Below are 4,185 nucleotides of genomic sequence, written 5' to 3'. Positions count from 1 at the left end.
GGGTTAATTAGGCGCTTACGAACAAAAACAACAGGCCGAAAAAAAAGCTCAATTAGAAAGAGCAGCCAGAGTGGAAAGAGAAAGAAAGCAAAGAGAAGCGGCTGCCAGAGCAGAGAAAATCAGAAAGCAAGAAGCGACCCGCAACGCTGAAAAACAAAGAGTGCTGGCTGAAGCAGCAGCAGATAAGAAACGGGAGCAGGCTTATGAAGATGAGCTACGCAAACTTGATATAGAGATGAAAAAACTTGAACTAGAAAAACGTTCAGCCAGAGCGAAACGTGAAAATGAGTTCATTGATCAAGAACTAAAAACCCAGGCAGCGAAAACAGATGTTATCCAATCAGAAGCTGATGCCAATCGTAATTTATCATCGGGCGCTAAGTCTCTGTTAGAAAGCGAAGGCAAAGCCAGAGAGCAAAAATCCAGTGGTTGGTTTAAGTAAAAACCAACAGGAGTTAAAAACGATTAACTCAGTAGTCACTAACATCTAATATCTCCGAAAAATGGTTAAGATGTACCGACACTAATCGATACATCTTAATTTTCAATAAAATAATTAACTCCATGAACCCGATCCACTACCGATACCTGATACAAGGGAAAGTGCACCACCAGAAAATTGACCAAGCACTTCTCTATGTAAACTAAAGAACCAGATAAAAAGAGTTAAAGGTGTTGCTTGAAATATAAAACTTGTAGTATCAGAATAAAGTTTGTCTAAATCATCTGTATAAACATAGCCAAGCACAGAACCTATTCCAGGAGAAGTCCATCCTCCTGCATTCCCTTGAAAATGTTTTTTATCACTATTTATAATGATGTCAAACCGTATATAAAAAGCAAGACTTTCTACAGTACCTACAGCCCCCAGAGATACATTTCTTTCATTTTCCTGAACAAATATTTTTTCTACAATATCATCAATAATACTGGGTTCCAATTTACCTTCCATATCTTTTTTAAGATCTTCAATAATTTTGAGATCTATTGCATTTTCTTTTACTTTACTCATAACATATACCTCTATATTAAATAAAAAACAAAAAACAAAAAACTTTCTTTTCACACTGCGAGTGTGAAGTATCCAGTCAATTACTGTAAGTAATTTAAAGTTATTTATTAAAATAATGTTCTTCTATTACTACAGTATCGTAAATTATCCATAATATACTAAATATCATTTTACTATATTAAATAATATTCTAAGTATAAATGATAATAATAACTTTTAATTTCCTAAAAATAGAAACCAAAACTCTTCATGTTAATCCATCATGAATCTATCGCCTGAAATACTTTATATTATAACAATTAATAAATCATCCTTTTAAAATTCAACACTTATACTGAGCATCTTATTAAATAAGATATTTAAAGCATATTATCTATTGATTTTTTTAACAAAAAAGCTAGTTTCTATTAGGTGTTAAAAATACCCCCTTTATATCAATCAGGCATAGAAAAAAACACTAAAGGAGATCTTAATGATAGATAAAAAACCATCCCTTTCTGAAAAAATATATCCTCTGTGGGGAAATAATGACGCTCCATTATTAATCGTCCTTGGCCAATCAAACAGTTATGGACATGGTACTGAATTATCATCAGATGAAGCAATTATTCAGAGTTTAGAAAACGTATTTACCTTATCCCTGCCAGAAGTTTATAGCGTTAATTTTTCCACAATTAATTGGGTGAAGTTAACCAGTTTTGGTCATGCCAATATCGGTGCTCCCAGCGGTCTGCCACGTGGTAATCAGGATCACCCTGTCAATCTCGCAAATCGTTTCGCCCGCCACTGGCAAAATCATATCGACGCAGGTAACACACTTAATTTGCCTGATCTTTATGTCGTTCTGATGGGTTATGGCAGGCAGGGTATGTATTTGCCTGATATTCCTGATAATCGCTGGGCACCAGAGCGAGATCCTGACGATGTGGAATCTCTCTATCCCCGCGCCGTCAGAACATTACGTATGGCGGTTAATTCCCTGCGTAAAATGGGTAAAAACCCTCGTATACTAGCTGTTCATTGGAATCAGTGGGAAGCAGAAACTGAAAGTTTAGCGGCAGCAAAAGCATCAGAGATGAATTTTATCCGTATTATCACTGGCCTCAGTGATGCCATAGGCTCCCGCAATATACCGTGGCGATTTTATTACCCACTTTCAGTTTGGTTTGATCCCATTAATATCAGTTACGTAACCGAGGCAATTAATAGTGTTATCGCCGCCAATCCTGAATACCGAACACTGGTTGATGCCAGAAATGCCCCAAACTACAACGGCATAGCCACTCAATTTGGCGTATTTATCTCCGATGATATGCATTACAACGGAGAAACCCAGAAATGGTTTGCTCAGCAGGAATGGGAACGAATTTTAGCTGGTTATCAGGGTATTGAATTGTGAAGTAGATGGCATCGTGATTACAAAAATATGGCGGTTTAACTTATACCCGTCGTCTTTCAAGTTGCCTTTTGAAATCCATAGGGTATATACCGCCTATATGCCAACACCAAATTTCTGCTGAACCGCAGCACACACCGGTACGGGTACGAGTGCTATCTGCCAGTAAAGCTGCAATTGCAGATACTCTTTTTTCAAGGTTGAATTCATTCATATTCAAATGATTACGGAAGTAAAAATAAACCCCCAAAGGTATATCAACGTTACCCACTCTTCAATAGAGAGGGGCTATCGTTCTACTATCGGTTTTGACATTGATCTTAACGTATAGCACTATTAATAAGTTCTAATAAATAAGCTCTAATCAATAAGCTCTAAATCACATTACAATAAATACACCTTATTAATCAATTAGCTGATTCTATGACTAAACTTTACAATTATAACCCTCTTGTCACCATCAAAAGCGGCTCTCAAACTGATTCACCCTTCTTTTGTATTCCAGGTGCAGGAGCCAGCGCTTTCAGTCTCCTTGAGCTTGCTTTATCATTCCCGCCATCTTTGCCTGTTTATGCTTTACAATCACGTGGGTTGGTCGATCCCAAACTGCCGCCCCATTCCAGTGTCAATGTGATGGCTCGTGATTACATTCAGGCTATCCGCCAAGTACAGCCGACAGGTCCCTATCACTTATTAGGGCACTCCTTTGGTGGTTGGGTTGCCTTCGAGATTGCATTGCAGCTACTGGAACAAGGAGAACAAATTACTGATCTTATTCTCATTGATACCGAAGCACCTGACCCACAAGGTTGCAAATCCAAGTCTTTCGGCCGTATCGAAACATTGATGGAATTAATTAAAATCTACAACATGATACTCAATCAGCCACTGCCGCTTACGAGAAAAGATTTTGAGGGGCAGTCTGAAAGTGAGCAACTCCAGTGTCTGTATCAGGAACTGATACGCTCCGGGTTATTCACTACTCATTCATCAATATCCCTGTTACAAGGTATTGTTCAGGTTATGCAGGCCAACCTGAATACATGCTATACACCTCATACTCACTATAACGGCTTAGTACATTTGATTAATGCCAAAGAAGAAGATATGCAAGAAACACAAGGCCATATCACCCGCTGGAAAACACATGTCACTCAGTTAAACACAATGCTGGCACCCGGCAATCATATGACCATGTTGTCTATGCCAAATGTTAAAATAACGCGATGCTCGACTTTCGTGGTGAGTTGAAATGACATAGCCGCTCCCCTTTATAACTTTAAGTCGCCAAACTGAGAGAAATAAAGGAACAAAGGCTATGTCACAGCAAGATTTTATCATTTGGGTGTTTTGTTGGGTAGACGATAATTTAACAGCGTTACAGCAAGACACACGATTGAGGAGCCGGGGGATCCCACCTAAGCTGAGTGATGCGGAAGTCATCACGATGGAAGTGATGGGTGAATTCTTAGAGTTTTCAACAGATAAAGGAATTTGGACGTATTTTTGTGACCACTGGCGTGAGTGGTTTCCAGGACTCGGTTCACGTGCCAATTTTGCTAAACAGGCTTCAAATCTTTGGGTTGTTAAACAAAAATTGCAAGAAAAGCTGGCGAGATTATTAGGTGCATTAGACAGGCCAGTACATATCATCGACGGATTTCCGCTGCCCGTCTGTGGATTCAAAAGAGCGAAAGGCAGTGCCAATTTTAAAGGACAAGCCGATTATGGATACTGTGCCGCCAAGAACGAAACTTACTACGGCTTTAAAGGAATG

General features: G+C 38.9%; 3 protein-coding genes and 2 pseudogenes. 4 read left to right on the top strand and 1 reads right to left on the bottom strand.

Annotated elements, in window-relative coordinates:
• Window positions 1–31: 31 nt before the first annotated feature.
• Window positions 32–442, top strand: a pseudogene (locus ABLA85_RS14145) (DUF5384 family protein); the annotation flags it as partial.
• 114 nt (window positions 443–556) lie between these two features.
• Here the strand turns inward: ABLA85_RS14145 and ABLA85_RS14140 are convergent.
• Entirely contained in the window at window positions 557–1,012 is a 456-nt protein-coding gene (locus ABLA85_RS14140; RefSeq protein WP_367965051.1) for a VapA/VapB family virulence-associated protein, read from the bottom strand.
• 472 nt (window positions 1,013–1,484) lie between these two features.
• Between ABLA85_RS14140 and ABLA85_RS14135 the strand changes: the two genes are divergently transcribed.
• From ABLA85_RS14135 to ABLA85_RS14125, 3 genes and pseudogenes are all read left to right on the top strand, one after another.
• A complete protein-coding gene (locus tag ABLA85_RS14135; RefSeq protein WP_367965050.1) occupies window positions 1,485–2,411 on the top strand; it encodes a hypothetical protein in 927 nt (308 codons plus the stop codon).
• Between the two features lie 420 nt (window positions 2,412–2,831).
• Window positions 2,832–3,659 carry an alpha/beta fold hydrolase gene (locus tag ABLA85_RS14130; protein ID WP_367965049.1) on the top strand — a complete coding sequence of 276 codons (828 nt, stop codon included), beginning with the start codon at window positions 2,832–2,834 and terminating at the stop codon, window positions 3,657–3,659.
• A gap of 67 nt (window positions 3,660–3,726) precedes the next feature.
• A pseudogene (locus tag ABLA85_RS14125) lies at window positions 3,727–4,185 on the top strand (IS982 family transposase); the annotation flags it as partial.

Origin of the sequence: Xenorhabdus sp. SGI246, assembly GCF_040838225.1 — a bacterium.
GTDB lineage: Bacteria > Pseudomonadota > Gammaproteobacteria > Enterobacterales > Enterobacteriaceae > Xenorhabdus > Xenorhabdus indica.
Note: the sequence above shows the minus strand (reverse complement) of the source record. Positions and strands in the feature narration are given on the sequence as shown.

What these genes read in the sequence shown, in the direction of transcription:
- ABLA85_RS14140 (WP_367965051.1), bottom strand. Translation starts at nt 1,012, where the DNA reads ATGAGTAAAGTAAAAGAAAATGCAATAGATCTCAAAATTATTGAAGAT.
- ABLA85_RS14135 (WP_367965050.1), top strand. Translation starts at nt 1,485, where the DNA reads ATGATAGATAAAAAACCATCCCTTTCTGAAAAAATATATCCTCTGTGG.
- ABLA85_RS14130 (WP_367965049.1), top strand. Translation starts at nt 2,832, where the DNA reads ATGACTAAACTTTACAATTATAACCCTCTTGTCACCATCAAAAGCGGC.